This is a genomic window from Pseudomonas asiatica, assembly GCF_040214835.1.
Taxonomy (GTDB): Bacteria; Pseudomonadota; Gammaproteobacteria; order Pseudomonadales; family Pseudomonadaceae; genus Aquipseudomonas; species Aquipseudomonas putida_Z.
This window is the reverse complement of sequence record NZ_CP157874.1, coordinates 3,922,370-3,942,525: the sequence shown is the minus strand read 5'-3', so window position 1 is coordinate 3,942,525 and position 20,156 is coordinate 3,922,370. Positions and strand designations below refer to the sequence as shown.

18 protein-coding genes are annotated in these 20,156 nt (G+C 65.2%); 12 read left to right on the top strand and 6 right to left on the bottom strand.

Translation table 11 applies throughout. The annotated features are described in order from the left end of the window. The first annotated feature begins 78 nt into the window (after nucleotides 1-78). Nucleotides 79-804: a dienelactone hydrolase family protein gene (locus tag ABNP31_RS17645; protein WP_085614439.1), complete on the top strand. Its 726-nt coding sequence runs from the start codon at nucleotides 79-81 to the stop codon at nucleotides 802-804. 130 nt (nucleotides 805-934) lie between these two features. Here ABNP31_RS17645 and ABNP31_RS17640 read toward each other — a convergent pair whose 3' ends face one another. Then, nucleotides 935-1,798, bottom strand: coding sequence for a pirin family protein (locus ABNP31_RS17640; RefSeq protein ID WP_085664049.1), 864 nt, complete (start codon nucleotides 1,796-1,798; stop codon nucleotides 935-937). 117 nt (nucleotides 1,799-1,915) lie between these two features. Between ABNP31_RS17640 and ABNP31_RS17635 the strand changes: the two genes are divergently transcribed. Next, nucleotides 1,916-2,920 carry an amidohydrolase family protein gene (locus ABNP31_RS17635; RefSeq protein WP_350012599.1) on the top strand — a complete coding sequence of 335 codons (1,005 nt, stop codon included), beginning with the start codon at nucleotides 1,916-1,918 and terminating at the stop codon, nucleotides 2,918-2,920. Between the two features lie 176 nt (nucleotides 2,921-3,096). Here ABNP31_RS17635 and fabB read toward each other — a convergent pair whose 3' ends face one another. The 5 genes from fabB to ABNP31_RS17610 form a co-directional block, all read right to left on the bottom strand. Continuing rightward, the gene (gene fabB / locus ABNP31_RS17630; RefSeq protein ID WP_085664051.1) at nucleotides 3,097-4,317 is read right to left on the bottom strand and encodes a beta-ketoacyl-ACP synthase I; all 1,221 of its coding nucleotides are present in this window, start codon (nucleotides 4,315-4,317) and stop codon (nucleotides 3,097-3,099) included. An 11-nt stretch (nucleotides 4,318-4,328) separates the two neighbouring features. After that, nucleotides 4,329-4,844 (bottom strand): 3-hydroxyacyl-[acyl-carrier-protein] dehydratase FabA, encoded by a 516-nt coding sequence (gene fabA, locus ABNP31_RS17625; RefSeq protein WP_003251509.1) that lies wholly within the window; start codon nucleotides 4,842-4,844, stop codon nucleotides 4,329-4,331. A 207-nt stretch (nucleotides 4,845-5,051) separates the two neighbouring features. Continuing rightward, nucleotides 5,052-6,983: an ATP-binding protein gene (locus tag ABNP31_RS17620; RefSeq protein WP_025339961.1), complete on the bottom strand. Its 1,932-nt coding sequence runs from the start codon at nucleotides 6,981-6,983 to the stop codon at nucleotides 5,052-5,054. Next, entirely contained in the window at nucleotides 6,980-7,870 is an 891-nt protein-coding gene (locus tag ABNP31_RS17615; protein ID WP_350012598.1) for an ABC transporter substrate-binding protein, read from the bottom strand. Before ABNP31_RS17615 ends, ABNP31_RS17620 begins: the two co-directional genes overlap by 4 nt. Continuing rightward, nucleotides 7,870-10,023, bottom strand: coding sequence for a TonB-dependent receptor plug domain-containing protein (locus tag ABNP31_RS17610; protein WP_350012597.1), 2,154 nt, complete (start codon nucleotides 10,021-10,023; stop codon nucleotides 7,870-7,872). Before ABNP31_RS17610 ends, ABNP31_RS17615 begins: the two co-directional genes overlap by 1 nt. A gap of 221 nt (nucleotides 10,024-10,244) precedes the next feature. On the opposite strand from ABNP31_RS17610, the gene ABNP31_RS17605 reads away from it, so the two are divergent. From ABNP31_RS17605 to kdpB, 10 genes are all read left to right on the top strand, one after another. Then, on the top strand, nucleotides 10,245-11,270 hold the full coding sequence (locus tag ABNP31_RS17605) for an NAD(P)H-dependent glycerol-3-phosphate dehydrogenase (RefSeq protein ID WP_025339958.1): 1,026 nt from the start codon (nucleotides 10,245-10,247) through the stop codon (nucleotides 11,268-11,270). A gap of 36 nt (nucleotides 11,271-11,306) precedes the next feature. Beyond that, nucleotides 11,307-11,654 carry a DUF4389 domain-containing protein gene (locus tag ABNP31_RS17600; RefSeq protein ID WP_025339957.1) on the top strand — a complete coding sequence of 116 codons (348 nt, stop codon included), beginning with the start codon at nucleotides 11,307-11,309 and terminating at the stop codon, nucleotides 11,652-11,654. Next, complete coding sequence (sixA, locus tag ABNP31_RS17595) at nucleotides 11,651-12,109, top strand: phosphohistidine phosphatase SixA (protein ID WP_015271084.1); 459 nt, start codon at nucleotides 11,651-11,653, stop codon at nucleotides 12,107-12,109. Before ABNP31_RS17600 ends, sixA begins: the two co-directional genes overlap by 4 nt. A gap of 304 nt (nucleotides 12,110-12,413) precedes the next feature. Continuing rightward, entirely contained in the window at nucleotides 12,414-13,202 is a 789-nt protein-coding gene (locus tag ABNP31_RS17590) for an alpha/beta fold hydrolase (RefSeq protein ID WP_238066648.1), read from the top strand. Further along, nucleotides 13,199-14,053, top strand: coding sequence for an alpha/beta hydrolase (locus ABNP31_RS17585; protein ID WP_025339955.1), 855 nt, complete (start codon nucleotides 13,199-13,201; stop codon nucleotides 14,051-14,053). Before ABNP31_RS17590 ends, ABNP31_RS17585 begins: the two co-directional genes overlap by 4 nt. 109 nt (nucleotides 14,054-14,162) lie before the next feature. After that, complete coding sequence (locus ABNP31_RS17580; RefSeq protein ID WP_085664055.1) at nucleotides 14,163-14,957, top strand: DUF4892 domain-containing protein; 795 nt, start codon at nucleotides 14,163-14,165, stop codon at nucleotides 14,955-14,957. 12 nt (nucleotides 14,958-14,969) lie between these two features. After that, on the top strand, nucleotides 14,970-16,022 hold the full coding sequence (locus ABNP31_RS17575) for an AI-2E family transporter (RefSeq protein ID WP_085664056.1): 1,053 nt from the start codon (nucleotides 14,970-14,972) through the stop codon (nucleotides 16,020-16,022). Between the two features lie 274 nt (nucleotides 16,023-16,296). Next, nucleotides 16,297-16,386 (top strand): K(+)-transporting ATPase subunit F, encoded by a 90-nt coding sequence (gene kdpF, locus ABNP31_RS17570; protein ID WP_003251485.1) that lies wholly within the window; start codon nucleotides 16,297-16,299, stop codon nucleotides 16,384-16,386. A gap of 9 nt (nucleotides 16,387-16,395) precedes the next feature. Further along, nucleotides 16,396-18,090: a potassium-transporting ATPase subunit KdpA gene (kdpA, locus tag ABNP31_RS17565; protein ID WP_085664057.1), complete on the top strand. Its 1,695-nt coding sequence runs from the start codon at nucleotides 16,396-16,398 to the stop codon at nucleotides 18,088-18,090. Between the two features lie 9 nt (nucleotides 18,091-18,099). Next, a complete protein-coding gene (gene kdpB, locus ABNP31_RS17560; RefSeq protein WP_274078353.1) occupies nucleotides 18,100-20,154 on the top strand; it encodes a potassium-transporting ATPase subunit KdpB in 2,055 nt (684 codons plus the stop codon). Nucleotides 20,155-20,156: the final 2 nt, after the last annotated feature.

Genomic DNA, 20,156 nt, shown 5'->3' with positions numbered 1-20,156 from the left:
TTGATGCATAGGAAAGCCCGCTTCGGCGGGCTTTTTTCATGGCGAGCATATTGATGACGAGTGCCAAAGGAGTGCTTGATGAGCAAAGTAATCGTCGAATCGCTGGTCTATCACCTGTCCGGCAAGGCGTATGAAAGCCGCCTGGTCTACGAGCCGGGCGCGCTGGGGCGGCCAGGCCTGGTGATGGCGCCGAACTGGATGGGTATCGGCGAAGGTGCCGAGCGCATCGCCAAGGAAGTGGCCGAGAAGGGCTATGTGGTGCTGATTGCCGACCTGTACGGGCAATCGGTGCGTCCGTCCAACGCCGACGAGGCCGGCGCGGCGATGATGCCGTTGAAGAACGACCGTGGCGAGCTGCGCAAGCGCATGCAGGAAGCCTTGGCGCAACTGGTGGGGCAGTCGAAGGCGCTGCTGGAGCCGGGCAAGGTCGGCACGTTTGGTTTCTGCTTTGGTGGCTGCTGTGCACTGGAACTGGCCCGTACCGGTGCCGATTTGCGTGCGGCGGTGTCGTTCCATGGCACGCTGGACACGCCGAACCCGGAAGATGCCAAGCGCATCAAGGGTTCGGTGCTGGTGCTGCACGGCGCTTCCGACCCACTGGTGCCGAAGGAGCAGTTGCCGGCGTTCGAGGAGGAGATGAACGCGGCCAAGGTTGACTGGCAATTGCTCAGCTATGGCGGCGCGGTGCACTCGTTTACCGACCCGAGTGCCAATGTGCCGGGCAAGATGCAGTATGACCGGCGTACCTCGGAGCGGGCGTTCCGCTCGATGCATAACCTGCTGACCGAAGTGTTCCAGCGCTGACAATGCAGGGGGCCGCTTTGCGGCCCATCGCGACACAAGGCCGCTCCTACAGGGGTAGCATGGCTCATGGCATGCGCGGTCCCTGTAGGAGCGGCCTTGTGTCGCGATGGGCTGCAAAGCAGCCCCAAAATCAGCGCGGCAACTCGATCCTGGAGGTCTCCCCCGAAACCACCGGCCAATCCCCCGCTGCCCATCGCGCCCTGGCCCGCTCGATCAGATCCGGGTCACTGGAGACAAAGTTCCAGTTCATCCGCCGCGGTCCATCCAGTGGCGCGCCACCAATCAGCACCAGCTGGCACTCACCTTCCGCATACAGTGTCACCTCTTCGCCCTCCGGCAGCACCACCAGGCTGCACGGCTCCACCTCCTCATCGTTCATCAGCAATTCGCCATCCAGTACGTACAGCGCCCGTTGCGCATGCTCATTCGGCACCTGCAAGGTAGTCGCCGGCTGCATCCGCACATGCGCGTAAAGGGTAGGGGAGAGCACCGGCACCGGCGACTCCAGGCAGAACCCGCTGCCGGCAATCATGCAGATGCGCACCCCCAGGTTGTCGCTGACCGGCAGGCTCGCCGCCGGGTGGTGGCTGTAGCTTGGCGGGCCTTGTTCATGCTCGCGTGGTGACGCCAGCCATACCTGCAACCCGTGCAGGCGTGAACCATGGGCCAGGGCATCTTCAGGCGTGCGCTCGACATGGGCCACGCCGCTGCCTGCGGTCATCCAGCTGACATCGCCCGGCAGCACCCGTTGCGCCGAGCCGAGGCTGTCCTTGTGCAGGATTGCCCCTTCGAACAGGTAGGTAAGGGTCGACAGGCCGATATGCGGGTGCTGGCGGATGTCCATGCCATGCCCAGGGGCATAGTCGGTTTCGAGCATGTGGTCGAAAAACACGAACGGGCCGACGCTGCGGCACTGGGCCGACGGCAGCGGGCGCAGGATCGGCTGGCCCTCGACCGATTCGGCACGTGGGCGGATGACCAGGGGGCTGCTCATGGGAAGGCTCCAGGCAAGGTGGAAATGCCCCAAGCATAGCGGTTTGCCCGCTGCGGCTGAACCGTCTCGTTGGCTGGCCGGTCTAGAGGTGTGGTACCCGGAAAAGGAAGCTTCATCATGATCGTCAGAGCGCTCGCCTGCGTGCTGTTATCCACCTGGCTGTGCCAAGCGGCGCAGGCGCGCGACTACCGCTACAGTGATGCCCACCTGCACTACGTCGACTTCTTCCAGGAAAGCGAAGGCATGCCCGCGCTGATCAAGGCCATGGATGCCGCCGGTATCGAGCAGTCGATGATTTCCGGCGTCCCGGTGGCCAAGAAGTGGCACGAAGACGAGCCCAAGCGCCCGCGCTATTACGCTGGGGATGACGCCGAAGCCTACTGGTACAGCGCCACCGACACCTACGTGGCCGCGGCGCTGCAGCAACTGCCCGACGAGCAGCGCAAGCGCTTTCATCCGTTCCTGGCCGGCTTCAATCCGGTGGACAAGAACGCCGCCAGCCATATCAAGCGCATGCTCGATCTGCATCCGGGGCTGTGGCAGGGCATTGGCGAGGTGTTCACCCGCCACGATGACCTGACTGCACTGACCAGCGGTGACACGCCGCGTGCCAACAACGAAGCCATGACGCGTATCTACCACCTGGCGGCCGAGCGCGACCTGCCGGTGCTGCTGCATTCCAACATCACCTCCAAGCGCGAGCGCAACCCGCTGTACCTGGCGGAGATCGAAGAGCCGCTGCGCAATCACCCGCACACGCGGTTCATCTGGGCGCACGCCGGCAGCAGCATGGAGATTCACCGGCACCAGACGCAGATGGACTTTCTGCTGCCGGTGCTGACGCGGTTACTGGAGGATTACCCGAACCTGTATGTCGATTTGTCGTGGAGCGTGCTGGAACCGTATCTGCTGGATGACCGGGGTGTGCCGCGCAAGGCGTGGCTGGCACTGGTCGAGAAATTCCCGGAGCGGTTCATGCTGGGTTCGGATGTGGTGGGGCGGTTTGGTAGCCTTGGGGAGCAGATGCATGGGTTCAGGCCGTTTCTGGATGCATTGCCGGAACAAGTTGCCAACAAGGTGGCCAGGGAGAATTTTCTGGCTGTACTGCCCAGGCAGAAATAAGGGTTTTCCTGTGCTGGCCCTATCGCCGGCAAGCCAGCTCCCACAGGTACTGCGCAGGTTCCGAAGCCTATGCAGTACCTGTGGGAGCTGGCTTGCCGGCGATAGGGCCGGTATAGGCGACACAAATGAAAACGCCCCGAACCAGTCGGGGCGTTTTCGTTTACCGCAGCAGCGTCTTACTTGCCTTCCCAGCGCTTGAGCACCAGGGTGGCGTTGGTGCCGCCGAAGCCGAAGCTGTTGCTCATGACCGTGTCGATCTTGGCGTTTTCTTCGGTCTTGCGCAGGATCGGCAGGTCGGCGACCTCCGGGTCCAGCTCGTCGATGTTGGCGGAGCCGGCGATGAAGTTGTTTTCCATCATCAGCAGGCAGTAGATCGCCTCGTGTACGCCGGCAGCGCCCAGCGAGTGGCCCGACAGGCTCTTGGTCGAGCTGATCTTCGGTGCCTTGTCGCCGAACACTGCGCGAACGCCCTTGATCTCGGCAACGTCACCGACCGGGGTCGAGGTGCCGTGGGTGTTCAGGTAGTCGACCGGGGTGTCGACGGTCGACAGCGCCTGCTGCATGCAGCGGATGGCACCTTCGCCGCTCGGGGCAACCATGTCGTAGCCGTCGGAAGTGGCGCCGTAGCCGACGATTTCCGCGTAGATCTTGGCGCCACGGGCCAGGGCGTGTTCCAGCTCCTCGACCACCACCATGCCGCCACCGCCAGCGATGACAAAGCCATCACGGTCGGCGTCGTAGGCGCGCGAGGCCTGGTCCGGGGTTTCGTTGCGCTTGGTCGACAGGGCGCCCATGGCATCGAACAGGAACGATTGGCTCCAGTGCTCTTCTTCACCGCCACCGGCGAAGACGATGTCCTGCTTGCCCCACTGGATCTGTTCCAGGGCGGTGCCGATGCAGTGTGCCGAAGTGGCGCAGGCCGACGAGATCGAGTAGTTGATGCCCTTGATCTTGAACGGGGTGGCCAGGCACGCCGAAACGGTGCTGCCCATGGTGCGGGTAACGCGGTACGGGCCGACGCGCTTGACGCCTTTCTCGCGCAGGGTGTCCAGCGCTTCCATCTGGTTCAGGGTCGAGGCGCCGCCGGAGCCAGCCACCAGGCCGGTACGCGGGTTGGATACCTGCTCTTCGGTCAGGCCGGCGTCCTTGATCGCGTCCTGCATCGCCAGGTAGGCGTAGGCAGCAGCGTGGCCGACGAAGCGGTAGACCTTGCGGTCGATCAGTTCTTCGAGGTTGAGGTCGATGGACCCGGAAACCTGGCTACGCAGCCCCATTTCCTTGTATTCCGGGTTGTAACGGATACCCGGACGGCTGTTGCGCAGGTTTTCGGTGACGGTAGCTTTGTCATTGCCCAGGCACGATACGATGCCCAGACCAGTGATAACGACGCGGCGCATGCGAATAACCCTTAGAAATTGTCAGTGGAGGTGAACACGCCGACCCGCAGGCCTTCGGCAGTGTAGATCTCGCGGCCGTCGACGCTGACCGAGCCATCGGCGATGGCCATGTTCAGCTTGCCCTTCAGGACGCGCTTGATGTGAATGTTGTAAGTGACTTTCTTGGCTTCCGGCAGTACCTGGCCAAAGAACTTCACCTCGCCCGAACCCAGGGCGCGACCGCGGCCCGGCAGGCCCTGCCAGCCGAGGAAGAAACCTACCAGCTGCCACATGGCGTCGAGGCCCAGGCAGCCCGGCATTACCGGGTCGCCTTCGAAGTGGCAGGCGAAGAACCACAGGTCCGGATTGATATCCAGCTCGGCGACCAATTCACCTTTGCCGTACTTGCCGCCTTCTTCGCTGATATGGGTGATGCGATCGACCATCAGCATGTTCGGCGCGGGCAGTTGCGCATTACCTGGGCCGAACAGCTCACCGCGACTGCAGCGCAGCAGGTCTTCCCGAGTAAAGGCGTGTTGTTTGGTCATGCGAGCTCCTCAATAACCCCCTGCGGCAGGGGATGAATCTTCCCGGCCGGCCCGATACGCATCGCGTCCGAGACGGCAGCCTACAGGTAGACTATTGCGTTGTGGTGAAAGTCACAGTGCACCCGGTGAAAGAAGTACAGGTGTGCACTGAAACGTCTATTTTCAGGTCCGATGAAGGTCCTGTCCAGTGTTTAAGACTGCCGCACTTTAGCATTTATCGCCAGTCGCGGTTGTCTGACCGGGTAGCCAGCGCTGCAGCACGCGCTGCAGTTCGGTGCGGCGCAAGGGTTTGCTCAGGTAGTCGTCCATGCCGGCCGCCATGCAACGCTCGCGGTCGCCCTGCAAGGCGTTGGCGGTCAGGGCGATGATCGGTAGCCTGGCGCCGTTGGGCAGCTGGCGGATACGCCGGGTGGCTTCATAGCCGTCCAGGTGCGGCAGGCGGCAGTCCATCAGCACGGCGGCAAAACGCTGCCGGCTGACCCGTTCGACCGCCTCCAGGCCGTCTTCGGCCGTGCATACCGCCAGCCCCAGGCTACGCAGCATGGCCTCGATGACACTTTGGTTGACTGGATTGTCCTCTACCAGCAGCACCTGATCATTGTCGGCCACCGCCGGCGGCGCAGCGCTTGGCAGCGTCAGCGATACCGGGGCAGGGCTGGCCAGGGCCAGCGGCATCTCCAGGGTAAAGGTCGAGCCCAGGCCTTCACGGCTTTCGCCGCGCAGCTTGCCGCCCATTCGTTCGGCCAGGGTGCGGGCGATCGACAGCCCCAGCCCGGTGCCGCCATAGCGGCGGGAAATCGAGCTGTCGGCCTGCTGGAAGGCGACGAACATCATTTCCAGGCGCTCGTTGTCGATGCCGATACCGGTGTCGCGCACGCTGCAGGTCAGCCAGATCAGCTGGCGGTCGAGCACCTGCCAGCGCGCCTCGACCTGTACCTGGCCGCGTTCGGTGAATTTCAGCGCATTGCCGACCAGGTTCAGCAGGATCTGGCGGATGCGCGTGGGGTCGCCGTTCACCTGCAGCTGCTCGATACCCGCCGGCAGTTGCAGGTGCAGGGCAAGGCCGCGCTGCTGGGCGCTGTGCTGGAACGACTGGACGCTGCTGGTGATCAGCTCGCCCAGGTTGAAGTCGATGTGTTCCAGTTGCAGCGCGGCGCGTTCGATGCGCGAGAAGTCGAGGATGTCGTTGATGACCTTGAGCAGGTGCCCGGTAGACTCGCTGGCCACCGCGGTGTATTCGGCCTGTTCGCTGTTCAGCTGGGTGGTTTCCAGCAACTGCAGCATGCCCAGCACGCCATTCATCGGCGTGCGCAGCTCGTGGCTCATCATCGCCAGGAAGTCCGATTTGGCGCGGTTGGCCTGTTCGGCCTCCTCGCGGGCCTGGATCAGTTCGGCAATGGCCTGCTTCTGTTCATTGCTGGCCTGCTCCAGGGCGTGGGCCAGGTTGTTGATGTGGCGCGCCAGGTGGCCCAGTTCGCTGTCATCGACCACCGGCAACAGGGTGTGGTACTCGCCCTGCTGGATGGCCTTGACCGCATGGCCCATGTCGCTGATCGGCTTGGCCAGGCTCAGGGCCAGGCGGCGCGCCAGCAGGAAGGTGAACAGCAGGGCGAACAGCGCGAGGATGCCGGCCTTGATCACGATTTCCTGCTGGCGCTGGCTGAAGGCGTCATCGGACATGCCGACGATGACCCGGCCCAGGTAATCATCGCCGATGGCCGGGGTGGTGGCCTTGCCCTGTTGCAGGAAGTCGCTGTCCAGGCGGATCTGCTGCAGGCGGATGGGCGCCTGGAACACTTCGACGCGCTGCGCGCGGTTGGCGCTTTCGTCGGACTGCTCCACATACACCAGGATGTGGTTGCGGCTGTCCTGCACCTCGAGGAAGCGCACGTGAGGGATGCTGAGCGTGGCGCGCATCAGGCCCTCGAGCACTTCATTGTTGCCCGAGATCACCCCGTATTCCGAGGCTGGAGCCAGCTGGTTGGCGATCAGTTGCCCGGTGTGGTTCAGTTCCTGGCGCAGGTCCTGGATACGCACGAAGGTGAAGAAGCTGATCAGCAGCAAGGTCAGCAGCAGGGCAGGGCCGAGGCTGATGATCTGGGTGCGGGTGTGGATGTCCCAGCTCAGGCGCTTGCTCATGGGGTGGGTTCTCCTTCGGCCAGGGCCTTGGCGGCGGCGTTCGGATCGATCGGTTCAAGGCCCAGGGCGCGCGCCACCTGCTGGTTGCCGCTGACGCCGAAGCGTACCGGGTACAGGCTGCGCGGCCAGCGCGCCGGTGGCTGGTCGAGCAACTGGTCGAGTACCGCCAGCCAATCGTCCTGGTCGCTGAAGGTGCTGGCCAGGGCGCCGGCACGGACAAACCCTGCGTTCGGGCCGATCAGCGCCATCTGCCGGCCATAGCTGCTCAACAGCAGGTTCTTCGCAGTCTTGGAGTTGAACAGGTCGGCATCGTCCAGGCCCAGCAGCACGTCACTGTTGGCCAACAAATGTTGCAGAGGGCGGCTGTCGCGCGGGTCGGGCCAGTCCTGGGCAATGATCTCCAGGCCCAGCGCGCGGGCGGCATGGCGCAGCTCTTCGAGCAGAAAGCTGCTGTGCTCACCGTACAGCACACCAATGCGCTGGGCCTGCGGCAGCAGGTAGCGCGCCAGGCGCAGCTGCCGGCCCAGCGGCGGGTCGCTCCACAGCAACGTGAGGAACGCGGGCCGCGACTTTCCCAGGCGCTGTTCAGCCTGTACCCGGCTGACCCTCATGGCCAGAGCCGGCGGGCCGGCGGTTTCCCCAAGGCGCCATTCCAGTGCGGCGTTGTCCAGCAAGATCAGGCGCTGGTCAGCCTTGAGCTTGCCCGGGCGTGGCAGGTCCACGGTGGTCTGGAAATGCACGTGATCGTGCGGCCGGCGGCTTTCCAGCGCAGCGACGAAACTGCGAATGCCGGGTTGGTCTTCCGCGCCTACCAACAGGATTTCGCTGGCGGACAGTGGCCCCATCGGCCACAGGCACAACAGCAACAGGCGCAGCAGCAGGGCCATCAGAACTCCAGCTCCGCGCTGACGCTCAGGCGGTGGCGGCTGTCGTAGCGGTTCTGGATTGCCGTGGTCGGCTCATCGTCCAGGCGCTGTTGCCACAGCGCCGCCAGCTCCAGGTTGCTGCCATGCACCCGGAAGCGCTTGGCCAGGCGCAGGTCCAGGCGCTCGTAGCGGTACTGGTTGAGCGCATCGTCGCCGTAATAGAACAGCGCACTGGACCAGCCGTCGCCCCACTCGCGCATCCACCCGGCCGAGCCGCTGTTGCGCGCGCTGAGGCGGCGGTCGGCGGGGTTGCTGGCCCAGGCATCGACGTAGGCGTAGGTAAGGCGCAGGCGGTCGCGCAGGGTCGGGCGCCAGTCCAGTTGCGCCTCGCTGCCGCTGAAACGGGCCTTGTTGGCGTTGCTGGCGATGTACTGGTTGTTCTTCAGGGGCTCGCTGATCATTCCGGTGATCTCGTCGTAGAACAGCTTCACATCCATGTTCAGGTCGATGTCGCTGAAGTAGCCGTTGTAGCCCAGTTCGCGCGAGCGCATGCGTTCCTGGTCGAGGTCGCCCGGGCCGCGGGTCTTGACGAAGTATTCGCCGTTTTGCAGCTTGAATGCATTGGGGGTTGGGCTCAGGTTCTTGACCGTATAGCTCCAGTTGACGTTGTTCTCGAACATGTCTGGCGAGCGCACTGCCTCGGAATACACCGCACGCAGGCCATGGCGCGGGGTGATCAGGTAGTTGACCGCCACGCGTGGGGTCAGCGAGCTGCCGGACAGGCGCGAGTCCTCGAACATGGCACCGCCCTGCAGGATCCAGTGCTCGTCGGCGCGCCACTCCAGCTGGCCGAACAGGCGCCAGGTCTGGTCGTCGATGCTGCCATTGAAGTAGGTCTGCGAGTCGGCACGATCATAGCGGTAGTTCATGCCGCTGAGCAGGCGCAGGCTGTCGGTCAGGCTCAGGGTGTCCTGGATTTCCAGGTCGTAGCGGGTTTCGCGGGTGCTCTGGTCGACGTCGCCGCAGACTGGGTCGCTTCCGCCCTCATCCCACTGATTTTTTACCTGACGTGCGAGCTCTTTTAGTACAGGATCGTCGGTGAGGGGTGGTTTTCCCACGGGAACGCCGCGCGCCACTTTCTCGGCAAAATCAGGGTTGATTTGCCATAGTCGCGTCAACTCAGGACTAAACGATAGAAGCGCATCGCAGGCGCGCCACACCTGTTGGCGGTCAAAATGCTGGGCCGACCCTTGGATATAGAGGCTGTGCTCGGAACTGAAGTCCTTAGTCCAACGCATCGACCCCGCATAATCCTTGGCATTGACGTCTGCATCGTTGCCCGCTTGGTAGTCACCGAACACCGGCTGATAGGTATAAGGCCGCTGGTTGCTGCCTTCCTTCGCCGCCAGTTGCCATTCCAGGGTCTGGTCGTGTGCCAGGCTGTGGCTGGCGTTGATATTGAAGCGGGTCAGCCGGCGGCTGTCGCGGTAGTCCTGGCCGAACTGGTTCTCGTCGAAGCCATCGTCCTGCTGGCCGGACAGCGACAGGCGCATGTCGCCGCCATCCCAGCCGAAGCCGTGGCTGGCGTAGAAATCATTGATGCCGTCCTGGCCGCGGGTCATCTTCAGCCGCGTGCCATGGCTGTCGGCAGGGTTGCGGGTAAGGATGTTGACCACCGCCATCAGCGCGTTGGCGCCATAGCTGACCGTGTTGGGGCCGCGGAACACCTCGATGCGCTCGATATCCTCCATGGCCAGGGGGATGTCGCTCCAGTCCACCGTGGCCAGGCCGGCGCGGTACACCGAACGGCCATCGATCAGCACCTGCATGCGCCGGGCATCGTTGACGTTGCTGCCATGGTAGTTGACCGTGGGTTGGTTGCCGGCGTTGTAGCCCACCATCATGCCCGGCACCAGGCGCAGCAGCTCGGGGATGTCGCGGGCACCGCTGGCGCGGATCAGCTCGCTGTCGAGCACGGTCATGCTGCCCGGGACTGCGGCGGGGGATTGTTTCAGGCGCGTGGCGGTCAGAACCTGCGGCAGGTCCGTGTTGTCGATGAACAGGTCATCGGCCACGGCCGGGCCACCGAGCAGGGCAGTCAGTATGAGCAGGCGCGGGTACGGGGGCGTGCCAGGGAACACAAAGCGGCCTTGTATCAGGATTGAAACAGGCATGGTAACTGACCGTGGCGTATTTGCCAGTGATCTGCATTACCCGTGATGGCCCTTTCGCGGGTAAACCCGCTCCCACAAGGACCGCACCGCTACTGAAGGCTTCGTTGTACCTGTGGGAGCGGGTTTACCCGCGAAGAGGCCAGTACTGACACTGGTTCTGTAGCAGGCGAGCCGTATAATGGCCGGGTCGCCACTTAACTTTTGGCTTTAACGGATTGGATATGACTGAACAGCAACCTGTTGCAGTTCTGGGAGGCGGCAGCTTCGGCACCGCCGTGGCGAACCTGCTGGCAGAAAACGGTGTGCCGGTGCGCCAATGGATGCGCGACCCGGAACAGGCCGAGGCCATGCGCGTCAATCGCGAGAATCCGCGCTACCTCAAGGGCATCCGCCTGCACGACGGCGTCGAGCCGGTCAGCGACCTGCTGGCCACCCTGCAGGCCAGCGAGCTGATTTTCGTCGCCCTGCCATCGAGCGCCTTGCGCAGCGTGCTGGCCCCGCATGCCGAGCTGCTGCGCGGCAAGGGCCTGGTCAGCCTGACCAAGGGCATCGAAGCGCAAAGCTTCAAACTGATGAGCCAGATCCTCGAGGAAATCGCCCCCGAGGCGCGCATCGGCGTGCTGTCCGGCCCCAACCTGGCCCGTGAAATCGCCGAACATGCACTGACCGCCACGGTAGTTGCCAGCGAGGACGAAAAACTGTGCCAGCAGGTGCAGGCCGTGCTGCATGGGCGTACCTTCCGCGTCTACGCCAGTGCCGACCGCTTTGGCGTCGAGCTGGGCGGGGCGCTGAAGAACGTCTACGCCATCATCGCCGGCATGGCGGTGGCCCTGGGCATGGGCGAGAACACCAAGAGCATGCTGATTACCCGCGCCCTGGCCGAGATGACCCGCTTCGCCGTCAGCCAGGGCGCCAACCCGATGACCTTCCTCGGCCTGGCTGGTGTCGGTGACCTGATCGTCACCTGCTCCTCGCCCAAGAGCCGCAACTACCAGGTCGGCCACGCGCTGGGCCAGGGCCTGAGCCTGGAGCAGGCGGTCAACCGCCTGGGCGAAGTGGCCGAAGGCGTCAACACCCTCAAGGTGCTCAAGGCCAAGGCGCAGGAAGTGCAGGTGTACATGCCGCTGGTGGCTGGCCTGCATGCCATCCTGTTCGAAGGCCGCACGCTGAACCAGGTGATCGAGCACCTGATGCGTGCCGAGCCGAAGACCGATGTCGATTTCATTTCCATCAGCGGTTTCAACTGAGCCTTCAGCGGCTCTGACAACAGCAAGGAGCAACACATGAACGATACGCCCGAACGCGCTCAGCGCGAGTCGATCATCCTGCGGGTCCTGTGGATGGTGGTGTTCCTGGTGGTCTGGCAGCTGGCCGAGCTGCTGCTCGGTGGCCTGGTGCTGGTACAACTGATCTACCGCCTGGTGTACGGCGCCCCCAGCGCCAGCCTGATGAACTTCGGCGACAGCCTGAGCCAGTACCTGGCGCAGATCGGCCGCTTTGGCAGCTTCCACAGCGATCAGAAACCGTGGCCGTTCGCCGACTGGCCGGCACCGCGTGCCCCGGAAGGCGAGGCGCCGCACGCGGTGGCCCCGGCCCCGCACCCGGTGCGTGACGAGGAGCCCAAGCTGTGAAGCTGTGGGTACTGCGCCACGGTGAAGCGGAGCCGCGGGCCAACAGCGATGCCGAGCGCCGGCTGACCGCCCATGGTCGCGAGCAGGTGCTGCACAGCGCCGCCCGCCTGCTGGGCCAGCCGCTGCAGGCGATCATCGCCAGCCCTTACGTACGCGCCCAGCAAACGGCCGCCCTGGTGCATGACACCCTGGGCTTCGCCGAACCGGTGCGCACCGTGCCCTGGCTGACGCCTGACAGTGATGTGCAGCAGGTTATCGGCGAAATCGAGCGCCTGGGCCTGGAGCATGTGCTGCTGGTCAGCCACCAGCCGCTGGTGGGTACCCTGGTCGGGGCGTTGCAGCATGGCCACCAGCAGCAACCGGCAGGCATGAGCACTGCAAGCCTGGCGGAGCTGGAAGGGGACTGGCCGCTGGCTGGGCTGATGACCCTTCGGGCGATCAACTCGCCGGCCTGAAACCCAGGGGGGCGCTGCGCGGACAGGTAGCGCCCCCGCCTTGAGCTGGGGGAGCGGCTTTAGCCGCGAACACCGGCGCAGCCGGTGCCATGCACCGTGTTGGATTCTTCGCGGCTAAAGCCGCTCCCACAGTGTTTGCGGATTGCTTGCGAACTCAGTTATCTACGCGACAGTGCAGCCCAAGGGGCTGGGCGATCTCCCGCAAGCCTGACCTGATAGCCCTCGCCGATGACCTTTCCGGACGTTGCCGAACTGCCCCGCGATACCGACAATGGGCCATCATCCTCCATCCGGACCCGGCGCCATGTCGCAGCAGATCTTCTTCGCCCATGCCAACGGTTTCCCCTCGGCCACCTACTGCAAGCTGTTTGCCGCCCTGGCACCGGACTACCAGGTGCAGCACCTGGCCCAGCACGGCCACGATCCGCGCTTTCCGGTGGACGACAACTGGCAGAGCCTGGTCGATGAACTGCTGCACCACCTGGCCCGTCAGGACCAGCCGGTATGGGGCGTCGGCCATTCGCTGGGCGGGGTGTTGCACCTGCACGCAGCCTTGCGCTGCCCCGAGTACTACCGCGGCGTGGTGATGCTCGACTCGCCGGTGCTCACCCGCGCCGACCAGTGGCTGCTGCGCACCGCCAAGCGCTTCGGCTTCATTGACCGTATCACCCCGGCTGGCCGCACCCTGGGGCGCCGCGAAACCTTCAATGACCGAGACAGTGCCCGAGACTATTTCGCCGGCAAGTCACTGTTTCGCCATTTCGACCCCGACTGCCTTGATGCCTACATAGAGCACGGCCTGCAGGCGATGGAGCAGGGGCTGCAGTTGCGCTTCGACCCGGCCACGGAAATCAGCATCTACCGCAGCATCCCGCATACCAGCCCTGCGCCCGCGCGGCAATTGCAGGTGCCACTGGCCATGGTCCGCGGCGAGCGCAGCAACGTCATTCGCCGCCACCACACACTGGCTGTGCGCGGCATGCCCAGGGGCGAGTTCCACAGCGTGCCGGGTGGGCACATGTTCCCGCTGGAGCGACCAACCGACACCGCCAGCCTGATCAAGGGCCTGTTCGACCGCTGGAGCCAGGCATGAGCGCGCAGGTCGAGGAAATCCGCCTGAGCCTGGGCCATATCGAACTGGCGGCGCACCTGTTCGGCCCCGAGGACGGGCTGCCGGTAATCGCCCTGCATGGCTGGCTGGACAACGCCAACAGCTTCGCCCGCCTGGCGCCGCAGCTGAAAGGCCTGCGCATCGTCGCCCTGGACCTGGCCGGGCATGGTTACTCCGAGCACCGGCCGCTCGGCGCCGGCTATGCCCTGGCCGACTACGCCCATGACGTGCTGCGGGTGGCCGAGCAGCTGGGTTGGCAACGGTTCGCCCTGCTGGGCCATTCGCTGGGAGCAATCATTTCCGTGCAACTGGCTGGCGCGCTGCCGGAGCGGGTTAGCCATCTGGCCCTGATCGACGGCGTCATCCCGCCGACCGGCGCCGAGCAGGATGCCGGTGAGCGGCTGGGCATGGCACTGCAGGCCCAGTTGCGCCTGGATGGCAAGCGCAAGTCGGTGTACACCACACTGGAGCAGGGCGTGCAGGCGCGCATGAAAGGCATGGTCGCGGTCAGCCGCGAGGCAGCCGAGCTGCTGGCCCAGCGTGGCCTGATGCCGGTGCCCGGCGGTTACAGCTGGCGCAGCGACAGCCGCCTGACCCTGCCTTCGCCAGTGCGCCTGAGCGAGGCCCAGGCCATGGCCTACGTGCGCCGGGTGAGTTGCCCGGCGCGCCTGGTGGTGGCTGCCGACGGCATGCTGGCGCGCCACACAGGGTTGCTGGAGCAGCTACCCTTCGAGCAGGTGACGCTGCCCGGTGGCCATCACCTGCACCTGAACGATGAGCAGGGCGCGGCCCTTGTCGCAGACTGTTTCAATCGCTTCTTTGGCTTTGCTTGACTTGCACCGGACAAGTGTCGAGGCTTGGCGGGTTGAACAGGGAGACAACCATGCAACTGCCAGACATCCTGGAGCTTCACCTCGGCGCTGAGCGCCACCTGGTTCGCCAATGAGCGCGCCTGTTGCCATCCGTAATGCCTTCGCTGCCTGCCTGGTGTTAGCCAGCCCCGTTTTGTGGGCCGGCAGCCTGCCGGTACCGGTGGACGCCAAGGTGGTCGACCAGCGCCCGGCCGTGGAGCAGGAGCGTGTCTACCCCATGGGCCCGCTGCGCAAGATCAGCGGCCGCCTGCGGGTCGAGGACAAGGTCGAAAGCCGTGGCCAGGTCAGCTCGGTAACCTACGAACTGCCGGTCGAGCGTACCGCCCGCGAAGCCTTCACCAGCGCTCGCGAAGCACTGCAGCGCGACGGTGGCTACCCGCTGTTCTGGTGCCAGGGCCGCGATTGCGGCGAGGCCAGCCTGTGGGCCAATGATGTGTTCGCCAATGCCCGCCTCAACGGCGGCGACGAGCAGCAGGCGTTCATCCTGCTGCGCCGCTCGGCGGAGCAGGCCGATACCCTGGTTGCGCTGTACAGCGTCACCCGCGGCAACCGCCGAGCCTACCTGCACGTGGAAGAGTTCGTCGCCGGCAGCCCGCTGGGCGAACTGCTGCCGACCGCCGCCACGGTGCTGCGCGAAATGCGCGACACCGGCAAGCTCGACTACCCTGACCTGGCCGCGCCGCAAGACGCCTGGGCGAACCTGCTGGCCCGCAGCCTGAACCTCGACAGCACCCTGCGTGCCAGCCTCAGTGGCGCCCAGGCTGAAGCCTGGCGCGAGGCGCTGGTCAAGGCGGGGGTGCGCAATGGCCGCCTCGAAGTCGGTAGCGCGCCTACCGACGGCCTGCACCTTGAACTGATCCGTTGAACGGGCACCACCATGGCTAACAATGACCGCTTGCTGGTCCAGATTCTGCTGCTGGCGCTGCTGGGTGCCGGCCTGTGGGTGATGGCACCTTTCATTTCAGCGCTGTTGTGGGGGGCCATCCTGGCCTTTGCCAGCTGGCCGTTGATGCGCTTGCTGACGCGTGCGCTGGGCGGGCGCGAAACCCTGGCAGCCAGCCTGCTGACCACTGCCTGGATCCTGATCGTGGCGCTGCCGCTGGTGTGGCTGGGGTTCAACCTGGCCGACCACATTCGCGATGCGACGGCGTTCGTGCGTGACGTGCAGGTGGACGGCCTGCCCGACGCCCCGGCGTGGCTGGGTGGCATCCCGTTGGTTGGCGAGCGCCTGGTCAGCTGGTGGCAATCGCTGGACCAGCAGGGCGCGGCCTTGCTGGCCTCGGTCAAGCCGCACCTGGGGCAGGTGGGCAACTGGTTGCTGGCGCGCAGCGCGCAGATCGGCAGCGGCGTGCTGGAGTTGACCCTCAGCCTGGTATTCGTGTTCTTCTTCTACCGCGACGGCCCGCGCTTGTCGGCGTTCGTCCTGCGCTTGCTGCACCGCCTGATGGGCGACCGTGCCGAGTACTACCTGGAACTGGTGGCCGGTACGGTGCAGCGGGTGGTCAACGGGGTGATCGGTACGGCCGCCGCGCAGGGCGTGCTGGCGTTGATCGGCTTCCTGATTGCCGGTGTGCCCGGGGCCATCGTGCTGGGGCTGGTGACCTTCATGCTCAGCCTGATCCCCATGGGCCCGCCACTGGCCTGGATCCCGGCCACGGGCTGGCTGGTATGGAAGGGCGAATACGGCATGGCGGTGTTCCTGGGGGTTTGGGGCACCTTCATCATCAGTGGCGTGGATAACGTGCTCAAACCGTACCTGATCAGCCGTGGCGGCAACCTGCCGCTGGTGATCGTGCTGCTGGGGGTATTCGGCGGTTTGATCGCCTTTGGCTTCATTGGCCTGTTCATCGGGCCGACCTTGCTGGCGGTCGGCTACAGCTTGCTGCTGGACTGGAGCCGCAACGCGGCGCAGCAGCCGCCCCAGCGGTAGCCTGTACCGGCCTCTTCGCGGGTAAACCCGCTCCCACAGGTACAGCACAGGCCTTGCCCCTGGTGCAGTTCCTGTGGGACAACACAGGCCTTGAACCTGATGCAGCTCCTGTGGGAGCGGGTTTACCCGCGAAGAGGCCGGCTCAGGCAACTTCAACCCCTGATTTTTACACCTTCTTTATTCCCATCCCCACCCCCCAATCTCGCCCCTTTACGCCCCTCCCTCGGACAATTTCCCCAAAGCGGCCCAAGCCGCACCACGGGGAGAACCACACATGAACATGCTCGACGGGCTGTCACTGCTGCTGGCAGTGGCATTGGCGTTTTATCTGCTGGTGGCGCTGCTGCGCGCCGATCGCAGCTAGGGAGCGGCCATGCACAGTTACGACTTCGCCTTGCTGTTGGCATTTTTCGCCATCGTGCTGCTACCGGCACCCTGGCTCGGGCGGTTCTACTTCAAGGTCATGGAAGGCCAGCGCACCTGGCTGTCGCCCCTGCTGGGCCCGGTCGAGCAAACCTGCTACCGGCTGGCGGGCGTGCGCGCCGGCCAGGAACAGAACTGGCAGCAGTACACCCTGGCCCTGCTGGCCTTCAACCTGGCCGGGTTCCTGCTGCTGTTCGCCGTGCTGCTGTTGCAGGGCTACCTGCCATTCAACCCGCAGCATCTGCCCGGCCAGGAATGGTCGCTGGCGTTCAATACCGCGGTCAGCTTCGTCACTAACACCAACTGGCAGGCCTACAGCGGTGAGGCATCGGTCAGCTACCTGAGCCAGATGCTCGGCCTGACCGTGCAGAACTTCGTCAGCGCTGCCACCGGCCTGGCCGTGCTGGTCGCCCTGTGCCGCGGCATCGCCCGGCGCAGCGCCACGACGCTGGGCAACTTCTGGGTCGACATGACCCGCGCCACCCTCTACGGCCTGCTGCCGCTGTGCCTGCTGCTGGCGTTGTTGCTGGTATGGCAGGGCGTACCGCAAACCTTGGCCGACTACGCCCACGCGGTCACCCTGCAAGGCACCGAGCAGACCATCCCGCTGGGCCCGGCCGCCAGCCAGATCGCCATCAAGCAGCTGGGTACCAACGGCGGTGGCTTCTTCGGGGTCAACTCGGCGCACCCGTTCGAAAACCCCACGGCCTGGAGCAACCTGTTCGAGGTGGCTTCGATCATCCTCATTCCGGTGGCGCTGGTGTTCACCTTTGGTCACTACGTGAAGGACCTGCGCCAGAGCCGCGCCATCCTCGCCTGCATGCTCGCCCTGTTCCTGATCGGCGGCAGCACGGCGTTGTGGTCCGAGTACCAGCCAAACCCGGCCCTCGAGAGCGCGCAGGTACAGCAAAGCGCGCCCATGGAGGGCAAGGAAAGCCGCTTCGGCACCACCGGTTCGGTGCTGTGGACAGTGACTACCACCTCCGCCTCCAACGGTTCGGTCAATGCCATGCACGACAGCCTCAACCCGCTGACCGGCATGGTGGCGATAGTCAACATGATGGTCGGTGAGGTGATCTTTGGCGGCGTTGGTGCAGGGCTGTACGGCATGCTGCTGTTCGTGCTGATCGCGGTGTTCCTGGCCGGGCTGATGATCGGCCGCACCCCGGAATACCTGGGCAAGAAGCTGCAGGCCCGCGAGGTGCAGTTGCTGGTGGCGACCCTGCTGGTGATGCCGGTCGGCGTGCTGGTGCTCGGCGCCATTGCCGCCAGCCTGCCGGGCCCGGCAGGTGCAGTCAGCAACCCGGGTGCGCATGGCTTCAGCCAGCTGCTGTATGCCTACACCTCGGGCACGGCCAACAACGGCTCGGCCTTTGCCGGCTTCGGTGCCAACACGGTGTTCCACAACCTGATGATCGGCCTGGCCATGCTTGTCGGCCGCTTCGGCTACATCCTGCCGGTGCTGGCGTTGGCCGGCTGCCTGGCGGCGAAGAAAAGCGCGCCCCAGGGGCTGAACAGCTTCCCCACCCATGGCCCGCTGTTTACCGGCCTGCTGTTGGTCACCATCCTGCTGGTCGGTGGCCTGACCTTCCTGCCGACCCTGGCCCTTGGGCCGATCGCCGAACACTTGAGCCTGGGTTTTTGAGGACCGACCATGAACATGCCCATTCCTGAAGTACAAACTCGGCATAGTGCCAAGGACCAGACCCGCTTCGCCGCGTTGTGGCGCCCGGCGCTGGTACAGGCATTCGTCAAGCTCGACCCGCGCCAGCTCAAGCGCTCGCCGGTGATGCTGGTAGTCGCACTGACTGCTGTGCTGACCACCGTCCTGTGCTTTGCCCCCGGCAGCGGCGTGAGCACCGGCGTTGCCGTGCAGATCGCCCTGTGGCTGTGGTTCACCGTGCTGTTCGCCAACTTCGCCGAGGCCCTTGCCGAAGGCCGTGGCAAGGCCCGCGCCGACAGCCTCAAGGCCGGCAGCCAGGGCCTGACCGCCCAGCGTCGCAAGCGCGATGGCAGCTACGAGACCGTCGCGGCCAGTGCGCTGCGCAAGGACGATGTGGTGCGCGTGGTGGCCGGCGAAATGATCCCCGGTGACGGCGAGGTGCTCGAAGGTATCGCTGCGGTCAACGAGGCCGCCATTACCGGCGAGTCCGCGCCGGTGATCCGCGAGTCCGGCGGCGACCGCTCGGCGGTGACCGGCAATACCCGGCTGGTCTCCGACTGGTTGTTGATCCGCATCACCAGCAACCCGGGCGAATCGACCCTCGACCGCATGATTGCCCTGGTCGAAGGCGCCAAGCGGCAGAAGACTCCGAACGAGATCGCCCTCGACATCCTGCTGATCGGCCTGACCTTGATCTTCCTGATCGTGGTGGTGACCCTGCAGCCGTTCGCCCACTTCGTCGGTGGCAGCCTGCCGCTGATCTTTCTCGCCGCATTGCTGGTGACGCTGATCCCCACCACCATCGGTGGCCTGCTGTCGGCCATCGGCATTGCCGGCATGGACCGGCTGGTGCGGCTGAACGTCATCGCCCGTTCCGGCCGCGCGGTGGAGGCGGCCGGTGATGTGCATACGCTGATGCTCGACAAGACCGGCACCATCACCTTCGGCAACCGCCGCTGCAGCGCCCTGCACGCCGCCCCGGGCATCACCGCCCGCGAGCTGGGGGAGGGCGCCTTGCTGGCCTCGCTGGCGGACGACACCGCCGAGGGCAAGTCGATCGTCGAGTACCTGCGCCAGTTGCATGACTTCGTCGAACCGGCCGCCGGGCAGTTCGAGGCGGTGGCGTTCAGCGCCGAGACGCGCCTCTCGGGCATCGACCTGCAGCAGCACCGCTACCGCAAGGGCGCCGTCGACGCCGTGCTGGCGTTCGTCGGCATGCAACGCCTGGAAATGCCCCTGGCACTGGCCCGTGAAGTGGAGCGCATTGCCCAGAGCGGCGGTACACCGCTGCTGGTGTGCATCGACAAGCGCCTGCTCGGCGTGATCCACCTCAAGGACGTGGTCAAGCCCGGCATCCGCGAGCGCTTTGCCGAGCTGCGCAAGCTGGGCATCCGCACGGTGATGGTGACCGGCGACAACCCGCTGACCGCCGCCGCCATCGCTGCCGAGGCCGGCGTGGATGACGTGCTGGCCGAGGCCACGCCAGAGAAGAAGCTGGCGCGCATCCGCCAGGAGCAGAACGACGGCCGCCTGGTGGCCATGTGCGGCGACGGCGCCAACGACGCCCCGGCACTGGCCCAGGCAGACGTGGGCATGGCCATGAACGACGGCACCCAGGCCGCGCGCGAGGCGGCCAACATGGTCGACCTGGACAGCGACCCGACCAAGTTGCTGGATGTGGTGCAGGTCGGCAAGGAGCTGCTGGTGACCCGCGGCGCGTTGACCACCTTCTCCATCGCCAACGATGTGGCCAAGTACTTCGCCATCCTGCCGGCGCTGTTCGCCGCCATCTACCCGCAGCTGGGCGTGCTCAACCTGATGCATTTGGCCAGCCCGCAGAGTGCGATTCTGTCGGCCATCGTGTTCAACGCGCTGATCATCATCGTGCTGATCCCGCTGGCGCTGCGCGGCGTGCGGGTGCAGGCGGCCAGCGCGGCACACCTGCTGCGGCGCAACCTGCTGATCTACGGGCTGGGTGGCATTGTCGTGCCGTTTGCCGGGATCAAGCTGATCGACCTGCTGCTCAATGCCCTGCACCTGGTCTGAGG